Source organism: Sphingobium sp. DN12 (assembly GCF_051058005.1).
Taxonomy (GTDB): Bacteria; Pseudomonadota; Alphaproteobacteria; order Sphingomonadales; family Sphingomonadaceae; genus Sphingobium; species Sphingobium yanoikuyae.
On record NZ_CP173717.1, the window covers coordinates 1 to 15,231 of the forward strand.

A 15,231-nucleotide genomic window follows, 5' to 3' on the forward strand; every position below is an offset into this window, starting at 1 on the left:
ATGAAGGATAATGCGGCGGTGCTTGGAATTCAGGACGGAGAGGCAGCGGCAGATATGGCCCGCCTGGAATCCGCCTGGACGACCATCCGCACCGGTCTGCGCCGCGACATCGGCGCGCGCATGTTCGACCAATGGTTGAAGCCTGCGCGCCTGGGTGACTATTGCCCCGATTCGCAGACGCTGGATCTCCATTTTGCGTCGGATTTCAGCGCGAATTTCGTTTCCGGCCAGTTTGGCGATCGCCTGCGCATGGCCTGGCGCTGTTCGGGTGCCGGCGTGCGCGAAGTGCGCCTGCGCCGTGCGCCCGATTCGTCGGGCCCGCGCCTGCTGGAAGTGAAGCGCGACGTGGCCGCAGCCGTGACGGCGCCGGCGATCGTTGCCGCTGCGCCGACCGTCGCCTGCAATTTCCAGCCGCGCCACGCCTTCGACCAGTTCGTTCCGGGTGAGACCAACCAGCTCGCCTATTCGGCGGCGCTGGCGATGGCGGGGGAGGCGGAGCCGCGCTTCACGCCGCTCTTCATCCATGGCGGCACCGGCCAGGGCAAGACGCACCTGCTGCACTCGATCGCGCGGGCCTTCTCGGCCCATTCGCCGAGCGCACCGGTGCTCTACATGTCGGCCGAACGCTTCATGGTCGAGTTCGTCAATGCGATGCGCTCGAACGAGACGATGGCGTTCAAGGCCCGCCTGCGCGCCGCGCGCCTGCTGCTGATCGATGATATCCAGTTCATCGCCGGCAAGGGCTCGACCCAGGAAGAATTCCTCCACACGATCAACGACCTGATCGATACCGGTGCCCGTATCGCCGTGACCGCCGACCGCGCGCCGCAGATGCTGGACGGCATCGATCCGCGCATCCTGTCGCGTCTGGCGGGCGGTCTGGTGGCCGATATCCGTCCGGCCGGTCTCGACCTGCGCCTTGCGATTCTGGAAGCGCGCCGCGCCCATGCCGGCGATCCGCCGGTGCCCGATGCGGTGATCGACTTCCTTGCCCGTTCGATCCGTTCGAACGTGCGCGAACTGGAAGGCGCATTCAACAAGCTGGTGGCCTATGGCCAGCTGACCGGTCGCTCGATCGATCTGGAATTTGCCCAGACCATGCTCGCCGATGCGGTGCGCGCCAATGTGCGTCGCCTGACCATCGACGAGATCCAGAAGGCCTGTGCCGCGCATTTCAAGATCGACCTGTCGGAAATGAAGTCGAAGCGCCGTGCGCGCGCTGTCGCGCGTCCGCGTCAGGTGGCGATGTATATCTCGAAGAAGATGACGCCGCGCTCGCTGCCGGAAATCGGCCGCACCTTTGGCGGTCGCGATCACAGCACGGTGATTCACGCGGTGCGCACGATCGAGAAGCTGCGCGAGAGCCATCCGGACATGGACGCCGACGTCCGCGCCCTGATGCGCCAGTTGGAAGGCTGATAGCAGCCCCAACCATGGGCTGACTCCATGGGCTGACAGGGCAGGGTGGTTGGACTAGGCTTGATGCCATGATCCGCACCCTGGCCCTGTTCCTTCTTGCCGCGCTGGCCTCCGGTCCGCTGCTGGCCCAGTCTCCAACGCCCGTTGCGTCAAGCGATGTGCGGGTGGCGCTCGATACGAGTGCCGGACGCATCGTAGTGGCGCTGCATCCCGACAAGGCACCGGTCACGGCCGGCAATTTCTTGCGTTACGTCGACCAGAAGCGGTTCGACGGCACCGTCTTCTACCGCGCCGTCGGCGGCCCGGACTATGGCTTCATCCAGGGCGGGACACAGAATGATCCCAAGCGCGTCCTGCCGCCGATCAAGCATGAGCCCACGAACCAGACGGGCCTCACCCATGATGACGGTGCGCTGTCGATGGCGCGCTATGCACCGGGCAGCGCGACCGGGGATTTCTTCATCGTGCTGGGCAAGATGCCGGCGATGGACGCGCATCCCGAATCGGCCGGCGACAATCAGGGCTTTGCCGTCTTCGCGCATGTGGTCGAGGGGCTGGATATCGTGAAGGCCATCCAGGCCGGTCCGAAATCGCCCACCGCCGGCAATGGCGTGATGAAGGGGCAGATGCTGGAGCCGACGGTCAAGATCCTGTCGGCCCGGCGCCTGCCCTGAATCGTCCGGCTTAAAGGCTGCGTCGTTCCGTCGGTTCGACGGCGGGCGCGGTGGCATATCGATCCAGATATTGCGCCTCGCCCATCGGTCGGGCGAGGTGATAGCCCTGAAACAGGGTGCAGCCGATGACGCGCAGCATGTCCATCTGCGCCTGCGTCTCGACCCCTTCGATCACCACTTCCATGCCAAGGCCCTGAATCAGGCCGACGACGGCGCTGCAGATCGTCCGCGCCTCTGCGGAGGTCGCGATGTCGCGCACCAGGCTGCGGTCGATCTTCACCCGGTCGACAGGCAATTCGCGCAGCCGGGCCAGGTTGGAATAGCCGGTGCCAAAATCGTCGATGGCGATTCGCACGCCATCCTGTCGCAGCGCGCTGAGCTGTCCCAGCACGCGTTCGTCCATGTCCATCGCCAGCGATTCGGTGATCTCCAGCTCCAGCATGGTCGGCGGGGTCTGGTGCGTCGCCATGGCGTGGCGCAGGCGCAAGAAGAAATCGGCCTGTGCCAGTTCGCGGGTCGAAATGTTGATCGCGATTCGCTGATGCACGCCTGATCGCGCCCAGCGCGCCGCGGTCTCGCATACCCGGCTCATGACCCAGTCGCCCAGCGCGACGATCATGCCGCTTTCCTCCGCAACCGGCACGAACGCGCCGGGCATGATGAGCGCGCGTTCGGGATGGACCCAGCGTACCAGCGCCTCGGCCGTGACCGCCTGCGCCACGCCGCCATGGCTCATTTCGATCTGCGGCTGAAATTCCAGCAGAAATTCGTCACGCTCCAGCCCCAGCAGCAGGTCGCGTTCCAGTTCGGCCCGATCCGCCGCCTCCAGTGCCAGTTCGGCGGTGAACATCTCGGCGCGGCCCCGCCCTTCATGCTTGGCATGATACATGGCGATGTCGGCCGATCGCAGCAGCGCGGACAGGCTGTCGCCATGGTCGGGATAGCAGGCGATGCCGATCGACGCGCCCAGATCGACATGCTGGCTGCCCAGTTCGAATCGCTCGCCCAGCGCGAACTGGATGGCACGTGCGATGCGCGTGGCTGCCTCGCGGCTGGGCAGGGTGGGGAAGAACATGGTGAACTCGTCGCCGGCCAGGCGGCCGATCACGGCGTCGCCCAGACCCGCGCTGACCTGCGCCATCACCACTTCGCGCAGGCGGCCCGCCACCCGCGCCAGCAATTGGTCGCCGGCCGCATGGCCCAGCGTATCGTTGACCGCCTTGAAGCCGTCCAGGTCGATGAAGAACAAGGCGGCCGGTCCCATGCCGCTGCGTTCGACGAGCAGGCGTTCGACCTGCCGGCAAAAGCTGGTGCGGTTGGCAAGGCCGGTCACCTGGTCGAACAGCGCCAATGTCTGGACATGGTCCAGATTGGTGCGGACCTGGCTGAACAGGCTTTCCATCGCGACTGACAGGTCGGGCAGCTCCAACCCGATCTCGGCGGGGACATGGGAATGAAGATCGCCATGGGCGGCGGCCAGCAGCCGCTCGGTCGCGGTATCGATGGCGCTTGCAGTAGCGGCGATGGTGCGCTGGGCCGATGCCCAACTCATCGTGCCGCACAGGATCGCGATGATCAGGGATCGGCCGACATCGACCAGATCGTCGGCCGCGCCATGGCCCAATAGCAGCGACAGGATGAAGACGAGCGCGCCAGCCGCACAGGCAAAGGCAGCAGCGCGGCTTTTCACTGTCACGCCCTGCATGTGCCTCCCTGCCTGCTCAAAGCCCCCGATAATCGGTGCTGCTGGATCAGGCGGATATGAAGGACAGTGGTTAAGAAAAGGTCAGTGGCTGCGCAAATTGCGTCATTTTTTGCGGCGCAGGATCAGGTAGATGGCGCCGTCGCCGCCATGGCGGGGATGGGCGATGCGCACGCTGGCGATGCGATCGGCATAGGGGCTGGTTTCCAGCCAATGACCGATCTCGCCCCGGATCGCGCCGCGCCGGCTCGAATCCCCGTGGCTGCTGGCTTTCGGCGGCTTGCCGGTCACGACCAGCAGCACCCGCACATCACGGGCAATCGCCGCCGCCAGCGCCTGATTAAGCCTGACATGGGCGCCGGCCAGATTATGGCCATGCAGGTCGATCGACATGTCGGGGGCGATGTTGCCGCTACGGATTCGCTTTTCCCAGCCAGTGTCGAGCACGGCCGCTGGCGTGCGGGCGGGGGTGATCGGCACCGCCTTGGCAGGCTGCGGCGTTAACCTTGTTTCCGGGGTCGGCGCCGGGGCGACAACGGGCAGGGGCGGGCGCATCATCCCCGGCCGCAGCGGCCGGACCGAACGCGTCAATGCGCCCCAGAGCGCCTGCTCTTCAGAAGATAGGGTCCGGCGTCGCATGGCGCGCGATCACGGGCGCGCCAGCCGTGCGGCGGACCCGATCGGCAGCAATATCAAGGCACTGCCGCGGGCTGACATGCCGCCGGCAATGCCGCGCGCGCGGGCGCCCGCGCCCCAGAAACTGTCGAACCGGTTGGCGCCCTTGATCGCGCCGCCGGTATCCTGGGCGATCCAGATGCCATTGGGTTCGGCCCGGTCGAGCGACAGCAGGACAGGGGCGCCTAGCGGAATATATTTGGGGTCGGCGGCTACCGTGGCCTCGGCCGTCACCGGCACGCCCAACGCGCCGATCGGTCCTGCGCCGGTCAATTCACGGAAGAAGACGAAGCTCTTATTCTCGTTCATGATCGCCGCGCCCTCGGCGGGGTGGGCGCGCAGATATTGCATGATGTCCTGCATCGACCCGGCCTGGATCAGGCCGCGATCCTTCATCAGCTTGCCGATGCCGGTATAGTCGCGGCCATTCTGCCCGTCATAGCCGATCCGCATCACCCCGCCGTCGGGCAGGGTCAGCCGACCACTGCCCTGGACCTGCAGGAAGAAGAATTCGACCGGGTCCGCCGCCCAGGCCAGTTCCAGCCCGCGGCCGGCGAGCGATCCGTCGACGATCTGCGATCGCTCGTCGAATGGCACGAAATTGCTGCCCTGCACCTTGCCGCGAATGGTGCGGCCCTTCAGGCTGTCGCTGAACAGGCCAAGGTTGACGTCGATCAGTTCCGCCGGGCGGCGATAGATCGGCACCTGATAGCCGGGCTGGCGGGTTCGCGACCCGGCGATTTCCGGCTCATAATAGCCGGTGACGAAGGCCTTGCCCTCGCCCACCTGCACCGCCTCGAAATAGCGGGAGAAGAATTCGGCGGCGGTGGCTTCGGGCCAGCTCGACGCCGCGCTGCAGGCGCTGTTCCAGTCCGATCCGTGCGTCAGCCCGCTCTGGTCGGTGCGCTTCATCAGCGTCGGACAGGAAATGCGAAAGGCCTGCAGGGCGGCGCGGGCGCGCTCACCGGACGGGATCAGGCTGGCAATGTCGGGGCCGGGCGTGACGCCCAAGCCGGCGGCATTGGCTTGATCCGTGGACAGGTCGTCCGGCGATACGGTCGGCAGTTTCGGGGGCAGGGTGGGGCGGGGCGTGGCCGGGACCGGCCGGGTCGCGCCTTCGCCGCTACCGCTCGGCCGGCTTGGCGCAGGGCCGCCGGCCGATGGCGGAATGACGCCGCCCGCGCAGGCGGACAGCATCAGCGCTGCAAGCAGCGCTCCCCCCGAATGACGCAGGCTCACGCCGCCTCGTCGGTTTCGCTGAGCTTCCAGTTGGGATCCGCGCTGCGGATGTCGCGGGTGAAGGTCCAGATGTCGTTGGTGCCGACCGCGTCGGTCAGCGACCCGGCAATGACATTGCCTTCCTTATCACGGGTGACGGCGGCAATGTCCGCCTCGAACCGCAGCGAGACTTCGGCGATGCGGCCATTGACGCTGGCATCGACGATCTGTGCCTTCTCGATCCGCACCAGGCGATTGTCGAGTACATGGCCCTCGGCTTCGCGCGCCGCGATCGCTTCCTCGAAGGAGCCGAGAACATCGGCGTCGCACAGCCAGGCCAGTTCGTCGCGATCACCGCGCCAGAAGGCTTCCAGCACCATCTTGTAGGCGCTCTTGGCGCCTTCGACGAATTGCGGCACGTCAAAGCTGCGATCGGTACTGATCAGCGCGCGCACGCCGGCTTCGCCTGCCGGGGTAATGAGGCCTTCTGCCAGGCGAACCGAATCGCCCGTCGCTTCCGGCATCGGGCGGGGCTGCAAGCCACCCACCTTGGCGCGTTCCTCCGCCGGACGCAGCGCAGGCTCCTGCTCATGGCCCGTCCGCTTTCCAAGAACGGAATAGAGCCGCAGTGCCAGGAAGCCGGCAATCATGGCGAGGATGACGATCACGTACACGGAGGCAAATACCCTTTGTTCGGGATGATGTTCCATCAACATAGGCATGTTTGCACGATACTTCAAATATCGGCTTGCCCTGTAATGCGCAGCAATTGGCCGACGCTGCTTCCTGTCGGGCGGCATTGCCCTGATCTTTCGCCACTGCTAAGCGCGCGGATCGATATCGCGGGCCGTTCCGGCCCTTCGAGCAACGAACGATCAGCAAGGATTTGAGGACAATGGCCGACGAAGCCGACACCATCCAGACCAACGTGACCGGCAATGGCGCCGACACCGCGCCGCAGATCGCGCTGATCAGCCAATATGTGAAGGATCTGTCGTTCGAAAATCCGAACGCCCCGGCCGTCTATCAGTGGCAGGACCAGCCGCAGATCGACGTCCAGTTCAACATCGGCGCCGATCGCGTCGGTGACGAAGTGCTGGAAATCGCGCTGAAGATCGAAGTGAAGGCCGTCGCGCCGCAGGGCACCGCCTTTGCCGTCGAACTGGTCTATGCCGCGCTGTTCGGCATGCGCAACGTGCCCGAGGATCAGATCCAGCCCTTCATGCTGGCCGAAGCGCCGCGCCTCGTCTTCCCCTTCGCCCGCCGCGTGCTGGCCGACGCGATCCGCGACGGCGGCTTCCCTCCGCTGCTGCTCGATCCGATCGATTTCGGCGCGCTCTATCTGCAGCAGGCCGAACAGATGCAGGTAACCACGGGCGAACCCGCCGGTCACGCCTGATCGCTTTATGCTTCTGATGTCCGTTCGGGCTGAGCCTGTCGAAGCCCGAACGGCATGGAGGGCCGCCGCATGAAATTGGTGAAGGCCCTTGGCTCGGTCGGCGGGCTGACGCTCGCCAGCCGGGTGCTGGCGCTGGTCCGCGATTCGCTCGCCGCCCGTTATGTCGGCGCCGGCTTCGCGTCGGACGCCTTCAACGGTGTCGCCTTCCGCCTGCCCAACATGTTCCGCGCGCTCTTTGCCGAGGGCGCCTTCTCCGCCGCCTTCATCCCGCTCTTCAACAAGAAGGCGGCCGGGCCGGGCGGCATGGCGGACGGCTATCATTTCGCCGAGCGGGCGCTGGCCGTGCTGTTGCCGGTGCTGATCCTGTTCACGATCGTCCTGCTGGCGGCGGCCTGGCCGATCACCTGGGCGCTGTCTGGCGGCTTCTCGCGCCAGAATCCGACGCCGGACCAGTTTGCCTTCGCCGTCACCTTGTCGCGCATCACTATTCCCTATCTGGCGCTGATCAGCCTGGCCTCGCTGCTGGGCGGAATCTTGAACTCGCTCGACAAATTCTGGGTCAATGCGGCCGCACCGATCCTGCTCAACGTCGCGATGATCGCGGGCCTGTGGTTCTTCCACGGCGCCGACGAATATGAAACCGCGCGGGTGCAGGCCATGTCGGTCACGGTCGGCGGCGCGCTGCAACTGCTCTGGCTGATCTGGGCCTGCAAGCGGGCCGGCGTGTCGATGAAATTGAAGCGTCCGCGCCTCGACGCCGATGTGCGCGAGCTGCTGCGCCTGATCGTGCCGGCCGCTGCCGGCGCCGGCGCGTCGCAGATCAACCTCTTGATCTCCACGGCGCTGTCGGGCTGGCTGCTCGCCTCGGGCTCTATCACCTATATCTATTATGCCGACCGGTTGAATCAGTTGCCGCTCGGCCTGATCGGCATCGGTCTGGGCACCATCCTGCTCCCCACCATCTCGCGCATGTTGTCGAAGGGCGAGGATCAGGCGGCGATGGAGACGCAGAACCGGGGCATCGAACTCGCCCTGTTCCTCACCCTGCCGGCGACCGTCGCCTTCATCACCGTGGCCGAACCGATCGTGCGCGGCCTGTTCCAATATGGCCGCTTCAGTGCGGAGGACGCGATGCGCTGTGGTTGGGCGCTCTCCGCCTTCTCGATCGGCCTGCCCAGCTATGTGCTCGTGAAGGTACTGACGCCGGGCTATTATGCGCGCGGCGATACGAAGACGCCGGTGCGTTATGCGATGCTGTCGATCGCCATCAACATCGTCGGCAACCTCGCCATGATCCCCACGCTTGGCCATATCGGCCCGCCGCTCGCCACCGCGCTCTCCTCTACCGTCAATGTCGCGATGCTCTATCGCACGCTGGTCGCGCGTGGCCATTTCACCGCCGACCCGCAGCTGCGCCGCCGCATCCCGCGCCTTGCCGTGGCGGCGGTGGTGATGGGGCTGGCGCTCTGGGCGGGCGAGGATCTGCTCGATCCGATGCTCTCGGGCCCGATGGTCAGCCGTTATATCGGGCTTGCCCTGCTTGTCGGCGCGGGCGTCGCGCTGTACGGGCTGGCATGCTTCGTCACCGGCGCCTATCGCCTATCCGACCTCAAGGCGCTGATGCGGCGGCGAGGCACCCCATAATCAACAGAATGGATTAGAGTAATGCGCGTCCTTTCCGGCATCCAGCCCACCGGCAATCTGCACCTTGGCAACTACCTTGGCGCGATCCGCAACTGGGTGAAGATGCAGGACGAGATGGATGAAGGCAGCCAGTGCTTCTTCTTCCTCGCCGACATGCACTCGATCACCGTGCATGAAGGGCGCGAACAGCGCATCCGCAATGTGCGCGACATGGCCGCCGCCCTGGTCGCTTCGGGCATCGATCCCGATCGCTCGGTCCTCTTCAACCAGGCGCGCGTACCGGCTCATGCCGAACTCGCCTGGCTCTTGAACGGCACCGCGCGGATCGGCTGGCTCAACCGCATGACCCAGTTCAAGGACAAGGCAGGCAAGGACCGCGAGGGCGCGTCGGTCGGCCTGTTCGTCTATCCGGTGCTGCAGGCGGCCGACATCCTGCTCTATCAGGCGACGCATGTCCCCGTGGGTGAGGACCAGAAGCAGCATCTGGAGCTGTCGCGCGATATCGCCACCAAGTTCAACACCGATTTCGGCGCTGATGTCTTCACCCTGCCGGCCCCGATCATTCCCAAGGAATCGGCGCGCATCATGTCGCTGCGCGACGGCACGGCGAAAATGTCCAAGTCCGATCCTTCGGACATGAGCCGCATCAACCTTACCGACGAGGATGATGCGATCATGACCAAGGTGAAGAAGGCCAAGACCGATCCCGAACCGCTGCCCGAAACGTCGGAAGGCCTGGCCGGTCGTCCGGAAGCGACCAACCTGATCGGTATCTACGCCACTTTGTCGAACAGCACACCTGACGCGGTCTGCGCGCAGTTCGCCGGCAAGGGCTTCGGCGCGTTCAAGCCGGCGCTGGGTGAATTGCTGGTCGAAACGCTGCGGCCGATGCGCGAGCGCTTCGTGGAACTGCGCACCGACGATGCCGCACTCGATGCGATCCTCGACAAGGGCGCGGCCAAGGCGGCGGCGGCGGCCGAACCGACCCTGCGCGCGGCCTATGACGCCATGGGCCTGATGCGCTGAGTGATGCCCTGATGCCACAGGGGGCGGGGAAAGGGTCCATCCCCTGTGGCAGGCATACGGAATGGGCGCTGCCGCTCCGTCCCTTCATTGACCGGACATGGCTTGCGTCCAATCGACGGGTTGGTGCGTTCAAACGATGTTCAGTTGCGTTTTGCTAGAGCAGGGCGCAAGAAGACTAACAGGCATCCGCCTGATTCAGGACGCGAAAAAATGAAAGCTTTCAGCAAGATCGGCCTTTTCGCAGCGCCCGCGCTGGCGTTGGTGGCCCTGTCCGGCTGCGCCACGTCGTTCAAGGCGGACGTCGCCCGTTTCCAGCAGCTCCCCGCCCCCGCAGGGCAGAGCTACACGATCGTCGCCGACGATCCCAAGCTCGCCGGTGGGCTCGAATTTTCCCATTATGCCCAGATGGTCGGCCAGCGTCTGACCCAGACCGGCTATGTCGCCGCCGGCGATCCGGCCAAGGCCGACCTCATCGTGCGTGTCGCCTATGATGTCGACAATGGCCGTGAGCGTGTGCGCTCGACCGGTGGTTTCGGCCCGAGCCCCTATTTCGGCGGCGGCTGGGGCTATGGCCGTTGGGGCCGTCCTTGGGGCTATGGCTTCTATGATCCCTGGCTGTTCGGCGGCGCCGGCTTCAACGACGTGTCGAGCTACACCGTCTACACCAGCGATCTCAGCATGAAGATCGATCGTGCGGCCGACAATCTGCGCCTGTTCGAGGGCAAGGCCAGCGCCCAGTCGCTGTCCAACAAGCTCACATATCTGGTGCCGAACCTGATCGACGCGATGTTCACCAATTTCCCTGGCCAGAATGGCGAGGATGTGAAGATCACCCTGCCGCCCGAAAAGAAGGGCTGAGCAGCAAGGATACGGTCGGCTCCCAGCCAGACCAAAATTGCCCGGCGATCCCTGCGATCGCCGGGCTTTCTTTTTGCCTGCAAGCTTTTAGGCTGATCGGTAGGGGAGCGATGCCGTCATGCATCAGGGGGAATGCACATGTCGTTGACGGTCAGGATCATGATAGCGCTGGTCGCGGGGCTGGCGTGCGGCATTGCCCTGTCGGAATTTGGCGGTGCGCTGGATGCGCGCATCGTCGATATCGCCCAGCCGGTCGGCAAGGCCTGGCTCAACGGGCTTCAGATGCCGCTCATCCCGCTGATCTTTGCGCTGCTGGTCACGGGCGTCGCCTCTGCGGCCTGCACGGCGCGGACCAGCGGCACGGCGACCCGAACGCTGATCCTCTTTGCGCTGCTGCTTACGGCGTCCGCGGCGGTCGCGGCACTGCTGGGGCCGTTGCTGCTGCAATTCTGGCCAGTGCCGGCTGGCGCTGTGGGGGCGCTTACCGGGGCGGGGCCGGCCAGCGAGGTGCCCGGCGTTCGCCCGTCCGCCGAATGGTTGCTGGGTTTCATTCCGGCCAACCCGATCCGCAGTGCGGCCGAAGGGCAGGTGGTCGCGGTCGTGCTCTTCGCCCTCGTCTTCGGCTTTGCCGTGACGCGGGTGGCGGAGGAGCGGCGCGCCGCGCTGACGGGCTTCCTCGCCGCGCTAGTCGATACGCTGCTGATCGTCGTCGGCTGGGTGCTCTGGCTCGCACCGATCGGCGTTTTCGCGCTGGCGCTGGTCGCCGGCAGCCGCTCCGGCCTCGCGACGGCGGGCGCGCTGCTCCATTATATCGGCTTCATCGTCCTCATTTGCCTGGCGGTGACGGCGCTGGTCTATCCGCTGGTGATCCTGCTGGGCCGGATCGCGCCCGGCCGCTTCGCCCGTGCGGCCTTGCCGGCCCAGCTCATCGCCTTTTCGACGCAAAGCTCGATCGCCTCGCTGCCCGCCATGATCGCAGCAAGCGACGGCCCGCTGGCGGTGCGAGAAAGCACGCGCTCGATCGTGCTGCCGCTCGCTATCTCGTTGTTCCGCATCACCAGTCCGCCGGCCAATCTAGGCGTTGCCCTCTATGTGGCGGCGATTAACGGAGTGGCGCTCGGCCCGGTGCAGATCATGTTGGGCGTTGCGGTCGCCGCGATCGTCAGCCTGGCAGCGGTCGGCCTACCCAGCCAGATCACCTTCTTCACCACCACCGGCCCGATCTGCCTCGCCATGGGCGTCCCGGTCGAGGCACTGCCGCTGCTGCTCGCCGTCGAAACCGTGCCGGACATTTTCCGCACCGTCGGCAATGTCACCGCCGACATGGGGGTGACCCGCATCATCGATCGACTAGGCGCGACGCCTGTTGGCTTCAATTTACGTGAAGATACGGGGAAAAATGATGCCAATTGATTGCTGCGGCAATTTTTATCATGATTTTTCATAATATTGTTCTTGCCTCCTGTCCGGAGCATCGCGATCAGGAGACAAGGAGTAGGAGCGAGCCATCGGTCCGGCCTTCGTCAAGTAAGGCCAAGCTACAGGCCGCCACGTAGCAAGATTACCCTTCTTTAACTGGTGTCTCTTCGTGGATCGCTCCAAACGGTGCGCCACGGAGAAATTTGATGAATCAGAAAGTCTGCTGGCCCGATACTAGCTGGTCTTATGTCGATGAATTCGGGGTCTGGTGCCCGTCCTGCTCCACGCAGATCGCAAAGGTCGAGGAACTTACCGCCGATTGGCGTGAGCCTGCGAAATGCGCATGCGGATATCCCGAAGAGGAATGATCGTGGAGCAAAGGGCAACTGCTCCCCTGTTCAAGATGTGATCATTCTCACTCGTCATGCCGGGCTTGGGCGCCCGCTCTGGACGAATTGCTTCCAGGCAGACGGTTAATCTAGCCCCGCAGCGCCCGTTCCGTGATCAGCCGGTAAATGCGGGTCAGGTCGTGCAGATCGGCGACCGCGACGGCCTCATCCAGCTTGTGCATCGTCGCATTGTTGAGGCCGAATTCCGCCACCGGGCAGATGCGCGAGAGGAAGCGCGCGTCCGACGTGCCGCCGGTGGTCGACAATTCGGTGTCGAGGCCCGTCACGTCGCGGATCGCATCGCTGATCAGGGTGGAGAGCGTGCCCGGCTGGGTCAGGAACGGCTCGCCGCTGATCTTGGCCTCCACGCTGCCGCCCTCGCTCGCCGCGATCGCGCTGATCCGATCGATCAGCGATGCGCCGCTATGCTGGTCGTTGAAACGGATCGAGATGCGCGCCGTGGCTGCGGCCGGAATGACATTATGCGCCGGGTTGCCGACTTCCAGGTCGGTGATCTCGATATTGCTGGGCTGGAACCAGTCGGTGCCCTCGTCCAGCACTTCGGCATCCACTTTGGCGAGGATACGGACCAGCGCCGGAATCGGATTGTCGGCCAGGTGCGGATAGGCGACATGGCCCTGCGTGCCCGCCACCTTGATCCACATGTTGACCGAGCCGCGCCGGCCGATCTTCACCACGTCGCCCAGCCGGGCCGAGGAGGTTGGCTCGCCGACCAGGCACATGTCCGGGTGCAGGCCATGGGCGACCATCCGGTCCATCAGCGCCAGCGTGCCATAGGTGGCTGGGCCTTCCTCGTCACCGGTGATGATCAGGCTGATCGTGCCGGGCAGGCTGTCGGGCAATTCGTGCAGCGCCGCGACGAAGGCGGCGATCGCGCCCTTCATGTCGACCGCGCCGCGGCCATAGAGCAGGTCGCCGCGCACCACCGGGGTGAAGGGATCGCTGGCCCAGCCATGGCCGGGCGGGACGACATCGAGATGGCCGGCAAAGGCGAAATGCGGCCCCGCGCCGGTGGTGCGCCAGGCGAGCAGATTTTCGACCGGGCCGTCGGGCGCGACGCCGCTGACGAAGCGGTCGACGGTGAAGCCCAGCGGAACCAGCATCGCTTCCAGCTCGGCGAACACATCGCCGACGGCCGGGGTGACGGAGGGGCAGGCGAGCAGGCGCTCGGCCAGGGCCAGGGCGTCATGATTGGTGCTGGTCTTGGTCATGGGGGAGCGTTAGCGAAAGCCGACTTTCTTGACCAGCGCAGAGGAGAGGGGCCATGCCGAAGATCGATCTTGCCGCCATTCCCCAGAGCAATGCCACCGGTTATCCGGGCGACCATGCACAGGCGGTCGCCGGTCGCTTCTATCGCCGGCTGGCCCCGGCGACGGGTCTTGGCGATTTCGGTGTCAGCCATGTCGTGCTGAAACCCGGCGCAGCGTCATCGCAACGCCACTGGCATGAGGGCGAGGACGAATTTGTCGTCCTGCTGTCGGGCGAGGCGGTGCTGGTCGAGGAGGGTGGGCGCACGCCGATGGTCGCGGGCGACATGGCGGCCTTTCCCAAGGGCGTGGCCAACGGCCATCATCTGCGCAATGAAAGTGACGCGGACTGCGTGTTGCTTGCCTTTGGCCGTCCGTCTGTCAGTGATTGCCATTATCCCGATATCGATCTGCACCTGTCCGGTGGGGTCTATCGCCACAAGGATGGGAGCGTTTTTGCATGATGGATCGTCGTGGGTTGCTGGCCGGCATAAGTGGTGCTGTGGTTGCGGCGGGCATGCCCTCGATTTCGGCAGCGGCGCCGGGTGGGCTGATCCGGCCGCTGCGCCTGCGTGAAGGGGATGTGGTCGGTCTGGTGGAGCCGGCGGGCTTTACCGATGACGCCTTCGACCTGGACCTGGTCAAGGAGACGATCCGGGCGATGGGGCTGAAGCCCAAGGCCGCGCCGCATCTGGTCGAGCGCTATGGCTATCTGGCGGGCAAGGATGCCGACCGCGCCGCCGACATCAACGCCATGTATGCCGATCCGGAGGTGAAGGCGGTGTTTGCGGTGCGCGGCGGCTGGGGCTGCGCGCGCATGCTGCCCTATCTCGACTTCAAGACGATCCGCGCCAATCCCAAGCTGTTGACCGGCTTTTCCGATATCACGGCGCTGCACCTGGCCTTCGCGGCCCGCGCCGGCTTCACCACAATCCACGGCCCCAATGCCGCGAGCGGCTGGGGCAAGCTCAGCTGGGACAGCTTCCGCGCGGTGGCGTTTGACGGGGCGACGCCGACCTATGTCAATCCGGTGGGGACGGAGGATAGGCTGGTGCCGCGCAGCGGCCGCATCCGCACCTTTGGCGGCGGCAAGGCGAGCGGGCGGTTGCTGGGTGGCAATCTCACCGTGTTGACGGCCTTGATGGGCACGCCCTGGTTGCCCGATTTCACCGGCGCGATCCTGTTCGTGGAGGAAACCAACGAGGCGGAATATCGCATTGACCGGATGCTGACCCAATTGTCGCTGGCGGGCATATTGCCAAAGCTCGCCGGCTTCGTCTTCGGCCAATGCACCAGCTGCACGGCCACAGGCGTGTCCTATGGCGGCTTCACCCTGTCGGAAGTGCTGCAGCAGCATCTGGCGCCGCTCGGCATCCCCGCTTTCCAGGGCGCGCTGTTCGGTCATATCGCCAACCAGTTCAGCCTGCCGGTCGGCGCCCGCGCCGAAATCGACGCGGACGCGGGTACGATCCGGTTGCTGGAGCCGGCTGTCAGTTAGAGCCTGATCGTTTGAGCTGGAAGCGCTCCGCGCTTCCAGCGA

At 65.4% G+C, this 15,231-nt stretch carries 14 protein-coding genes; 9 read left to right on the forward strand and 5 right to left on the reverse strand.

Annotated features, from left to right (window positions below; translation table 11 throughout):
• Positions 1-1,419, forward strand: a complete 1,419-nt coding sequence (dnaA, locus tag ACI6S0_RS00005; protein WP_434404518.1) for a chromosomal replication initiator protein DnaA — start codon at positions 1-3, stop codon at positions 1,417-1,419.
• A gap of 68 nt (positions 1,420-1,487) precedes the next feature.
• On the forward strand, positions 1,488-2,093 hold the full coding sequence (locus tag ACI6S0_RS00010) for a peptidylprolyl isomerase (RefSeq protein ID WP_434404519.1): 606 nt from the start codon (positions 1,488-1,490) through the stop codon (positions 2,091-2,093).
• Positions 2,094-2,103: 10 nt separating this feature from the next.
• On the opposite strand, the gene ACI6S0_RS00015 is transcribed toward ACI6S0_RS00010, so the two are convergent.
• From ACI6S0_RS00015 to ACI6S0_RS00030, 4 genes are all read right to left on the reverse strand, one after another.
• Positions 2,104-3,798, reverse strand: coding sequence for a putative bifunctional diguanylate cyclase/phosphodiesterase (locus ACI6S0_RS00015; RefSeq protein ID WP_434404520.1), 1,695 nt, complete (start codon positions 3,796-3,798; stop codon positions 2,104-2,106).
• Between the two features lie 102 nt (positions 3,799-3,900).
• Entirely contained in the window at positions 3,901-4,434 is a 534-nt protein-coding gene (locus ACI6S0_RS00020) for a Smr/MutS family protein (protein WP_037490930.1), read from the reverse strand.
• A gap of 9 nt (positions 4,435-4,443) precedes the next feature.
• Positions 4,444-5,709 (reverse strand): murein transglycosylase A, encoded by a 1,266-nt coding sequence (gene mltA, locus ACI6S0_RS00025; protein WP_434404521.1) that lies wholly within the window; start codon positions 5,707-5,709, stop codon positions 4,444-4,446.
• Positions 5,706-6,362, reverse strand: coding sequence for a Tim44/TimA family putative adaptor protein (locus ACI6S0_RS00030; protein ID WP_434404522.1), 657 nt, complete (start codon positions 6,360-6,362; stop codon positions 5,706-5,708). Before ACI6S0_RS00030 ends, mltA begins: the two co-directional genes overlap by 4 nt.
• A gap of 221 nt (positions 6,363-6,583) precedes the next feature.
• Between ACI6S0_RS00030 and secB the strand changes: the two genes are divergently transcribed.
• The 5 genes from secB (at position 6,584) to ACI6S0_RS00055 (ending at position 12,028) form a co-directional block, all read left to right on the forward strand.
• Positions 6,584-7,087 (forward strand): protein-export chaperone SecB, encoded by a 504-nt coding sequence (gene secB / locus ACI6S0_RS00035; protein ID WP_048936411.1) that lies wholly within the window; start codon positions 6,584-6,586, stop codon positions 7,085-7,087.
• 69 nt (positions 7,088-7,156) lie between these two features.
• On the forward strand, positions 7,157-8,731 hold the full coding sequence (gene murJ, locus ACI6S0_RS00040; protein WP_004210333.1) for a murein biosynthesis integral membrane protein MurJ: 1,575 nt from the start codon (positions 7,157-7,159) through the stop codon (positions 8,729-8,731).
• A 21-nt stretch (positions 8,732-8,752) separates the two neighbouring features.
• Positions 8,753-9,757 (forward strand): tryptophan--tRNA ligase, encoded by a 1,005-nt coding sequence (gene trpS / locus ACI6S0_RS00045; RefSeq protein ID WP_434404523.1) that lies wholly within the window; start codon positions 8,753-8,755, stop codon positions 9,755-9,757.
• Between the two features lie 210 nt (positions 9,758-9,967).
• Positions 9,968-10,615 carry a DUF4136 domain-containing protein gene (locus tag ACI6S0_RS00050; protein ID WP_004210337.1) on the forward strand — a complete coding sequence of 216 codons (648 nt, stop codon included), beginning with the start codon at positions 9,968-9,970 and terminating at the stop codon, positions 10,613-10,615.
• 138 nt (positions 10,616-10,753) lie between these two features.
• Positions 10,754-12,028 (forward strand): dicarboxylate/amino acid:cation symporter, encoded by a 1,275-nt coding sequence (locus ACI6S0_RS00055; protein WP_434404524.1) that lies wholly within the window; start codon positions 10,754-10,756, stop codon positions 12,026-12,028.
• A 484-nt stretch (positions 12,029-12,512) separates the two neighbouring features.
• On the opposite strand, the gene dapE is transcribed toward ACI6S0_RS00055, so the two are convergent.
• Entirely contained in the window at positions 12,513-13,655 is a 1,143-nt protein-coding gene (dapE, locus tag ACI6S0_RS00060; protein ID WP_434404525.1) for a succinyl-diaminopimelate desuccinylase, read from the reverse strand.
• 53 nt (positions 13,656-13,708) lie between these two features.
• Here dapE and ACI6S0_RS00065 point away from each other — a divergent pair, with 53 nt between their 5' ends.
• Positions 13,709-14,155: a cupin domain-containing protein gene (locus ACI6S0_RS00065; RefSeq protein ID WP_434404526.1), complete on the forward strand. Its 447-nt coding sequence runs from the start codon at positions 13,709-13,711 to the stop codon at positions 14,153-14,155.
• Positions 14,152-15,189 carry a S66 peptidase family protein gene (locus tag ACI6S0_RS00070; protein WP_434404527.1) on the forward strand — a complete coding sequence of 346 codons (1,038 nt, stop codon included), beginning with the start codon at positions 14,152-14,154 and terminating at the stop codon, positions 15,187-15,189. Before ACI6S0_RS00065 ends, ACI6S0_RS00070 begins: the two co-directional genes overlap by 4 nt.
• The last annotated feature ends 42 nt before the right edge of the window (positions 15,190-15,231 follow it).